This is a genomic window from Tardiphaga sp. (assembly GCF_041424195.1).
In the GTDB taxonomy this organism is placed as follows: domain Bacteria; phylum Pseudomonadota; class Alphaproteobacteria; order Rhizobiales; family Xanthobacteraceae; genus Tardiphaga.
In genome coordinates, this window is the sequence record NZ_JBGMOE010000239.1 from 1 (window position 1) to 2,875 (window position 2,875).

3 protein-coding genes are annotated in these 2,875 nt (G+C 62.5%); all 3 read left to right on the top strand.

Translation table 11 applies throughout. The features are described 5' to 3' along the window. Nucleotides 1–379 precede the first annotated feature (379 nt). Genes ACEK02_RS33430 through ACEK02_RS33440 form a run of 3 tightly spaced genes read left to right on the top strand, consistent with a single transcriptional unit; the run spans nt 380 to nt 2,765 of the window. Entirely contained in the window at nt 380–952 is a 573-nt protein-coding gene (locus ACEK02_RS33430; RefSeq protein WP_371426246.1) for a hypothetical protein, read from the top strand. Nucleotides 953–982: 30 nt separating this feature from the next. After that, nucleotides 983–2,155 carry a M48 family metalloprotease gene (locus ACEK02_RS33435; RefSeq protein ID WP_371426248.1) on the top strand — a complete coding sequence of 391 codons (1,173 nt, stop codon included), beginning with the start codon at nt 983–985 and terminating at the stop codon, nt 2,153–2,155. A gap of 10 nt (nt 2,156–2,165) precedes the next feature. Further along, complete coding sequence (locus tag ACEK02_RS33440; RefSeq protein WP_137902587.1) at nt 2,166–2,765, top strand: hypothetical protein; 600 nt, start codon at nt 2,166–2,168, stop codon at nt 2,763–2,765. Nucleotides 2,766–2,875 lie beyond the last annotated feature (110 nt).

Here is a 2,875-nt window from a genome sequence, read left to right on the forward strand (position 1 = left end):
CCAGACGATGAAGGCGATGGGCGGCAAGGCTAATCCGGGCGTGGTGAATGAAGTGTTGAAGAAGATGCTGGGATAGAATCTCAGGGTTTATTGCATTTTCGTTGCGGTGCGGCATCGAATAGTGGGTTGATCCGGCGCGCTTCCGGCGCTTAAGCTCGTCATATCGGACTCGGGGGCGAGTCCGATATGACGGGGGGAATCCATGTTGCTGCGATTGTGGGTGCCGATTCTGGCGTCCGTTTGCCTTGTCGCGAGTGGTTCGCCTGCGACGGCGCAGGAGAAATCGGGGATCAAGCCAGGCTTCGTCCTCCCGCAGAGGTCGGCGCGAATCCTGCTGATACGCCCGACGATCAAGGTCGGCGCGCAATCGACCGGCGGCATGTTCGAGCCGAACGCAGACTGGACCGCCCAGGCCAAGGAAAATCTGGCGGTGGCGCTCGCGGCCGCGCAGACCAAGCTGGGCAATGAGATCCTGATCGCGGACGAACCCATTGGTCCAGCCGCAACCACCATGGCCGATTATCGGGCCTTGTTCTCGGTGCTCGCGGATTCGGTGATCCGCTACCAGTTTTTCGTTGGTAATCGCCTGCCAACCAAGAAACGCAAAGACGCGTTCGAATGGACTATGGGCCCGGGGGTCGCTGATCTCGCCAAGGGGACGGGGGCCGATTATGCTTTGTTCCTGTTCAACGAAGATCAATATGGGTCGACCGGCCGCAAGATTTTGCAGGCGTTCGCGGCAATGGCCTATGTTTCGGTCAAGTCGGGAGAACATAAGGGTTTTGCCGGGCTGGTGGATCTTCACACCGGCGATTTGGTTTGGCTCAACGCGGATCTTGCCATGGGCGGCGACGTGCGCACGCCGGACGGCGCGCAAAAGCGCGTCTCGCAATTGTTGAAGAATTTTCCCGGAAGTTCACAGTCGGCCGCTCCGGCGTCGGCAGCCAAGTAAATGCGCGCCTTGTGGAAGGTGTTGGCAGCCATGGCGATCGTGGTTGCCGCGCCGCTCGCGGCGAAGGGCGACCCGTTGCCGACGCTTCCGCCCTATGCGGGTGCTTATCAGCCGCAGGGCATGGATGAGCGCGGCCTGTGGATGATGGTTGATGAAGACGAGCGGCGGCTGCGCGATTCGAAGGCGGTCGTGTCCGATCCCAAGCTGCAAAGCTATCTGCATGACGTGGTGTGTCGCGCGGTCGGGGCACCACGCTGCGACAGCGTGCGCATCTATGTCGTGCGCAACGCGGCCTTCAACGCGTCGATGGCTCCAAATGGCATGCTTGTGGTGCAAACCGGCCTGTTGCTGCGTGTCCGCAACGAGGCCGAACTGGCAGCTGTGCTGGGGCACGAATTCGCGCATTTCGAGTTGCGGCACAGCCTGGTGGGCTTCAAGCAAAAGCGCTCGGCCACTGATGTCATGGCGTGGGCCGGGGTCGCGGCAGCCGGAGCGTATACCTACGGTGGAACCGGTGCCTACAATACCGTGCGCACGGCGCAATCGGTACAAAACGCGGCTTTCGGATCGATCTTCGCGTTCAGCCGCGAGCAGGAGCGCCAGGCGGATTTGCTCTCGATGGCGTATTTGAAGGCGTCGTCCTACGATCCGCGCTGTTTCGCCGATCTCTGGGGCCGCGTGATGGACGAGGCCGACGCGACCGCGCGCGGGCGGCGGCAGCGCAGCACCCGGTACGACCGCGTCGCCTTTTTCGCGACGCACCCGGCAACCTTGGAGCGCGCCACTTATTTGCGCGAGCTTGCGATCGCCATGGACAAATCCGGCGAGGACGGTCGCGCACGGCTGGACGCGGCGATGGTCGCGTGGCGGCCGCAGTTGCTGGCGGATCAGATCAAGCTCAACGATTTTGAGGGTACCGATTATCTGTTGGGGGAACTCGCCGGGGCGCAGTGGACGGCCGACCTGCTGTTCGCGCGTGGGGAACTGTATCGGTCGCGCGGAAATCCGCGCGATCTCGTCTCCGCTGCCGGTTTTTACCGTGCCGCGCTGGAGCAGGAGCCGAGCAATGCCGACGCGTATCGCGGGCTCGGCCTGGCGCAAATGCGCAGCCGTGATCCGGCGGCGGCGGACTCGCTGCGGCGGTATCTGGCGATGAAGCCAAACGCTGTCGACAGCGCCATGATTTCCACCTTGATTCAGTGAGATGAAGAGCATGAAGCGCACCTCGTTTTCCATCTTCGCCGCGGCTCTGTTGCTGCACGCGGCCCCGGGCCTTGCATCCAACACGCTGATCCCGAGCGGTGTCCCAGTCGCCGTCGCGAAATCACCGCTGACGGTGACGCCTGACCGCGAATGGAACAAGATGGGTGCTCGACCGGGGCGCAATTCGGAAACCTGGACGATTGACGGGGACGGACTGAACGATGTGACCTTTTACGGCGGCATCGAAACCGGCCGCACGCTGTTCCGCGAAGTCAGCAAGAAGGCCAAGCCGCTGCCGCATTTCTCCGCGACGATGTTGCTGACCGACCTGCCGACGCTGTTTGCCGATAGCTACAGCATCGCGCTCGACACGCAGCTTATGACGATCGACTCGGTCGAACCGACCGCGTTTCTGGGCCAGAAAGGGATTCGCTTTGCCTTTACGTTCAGTCGTTTGAACGAGGAAGTTCGCCGGAAGGGCGAAGCGGTGGCAGCGATCGTCGATGGCAAGCTCTACATGATCACCTTCGAAGCGCCGGACGTGTTCTATTTCCAGCGTGACCAACCGGCCTATCGCGCGATCGTCACCGCGGCGACGATCGCGCGATAGCTGGACCGGGCGTTACTGCGCGTCATCCCCCTGATTCTTCACCACCCCGCCAGTGCCGCCAACGCCATCGGGCATCCCGGCGGAGGTGAACGCATCGGGTTCCTTGCCGC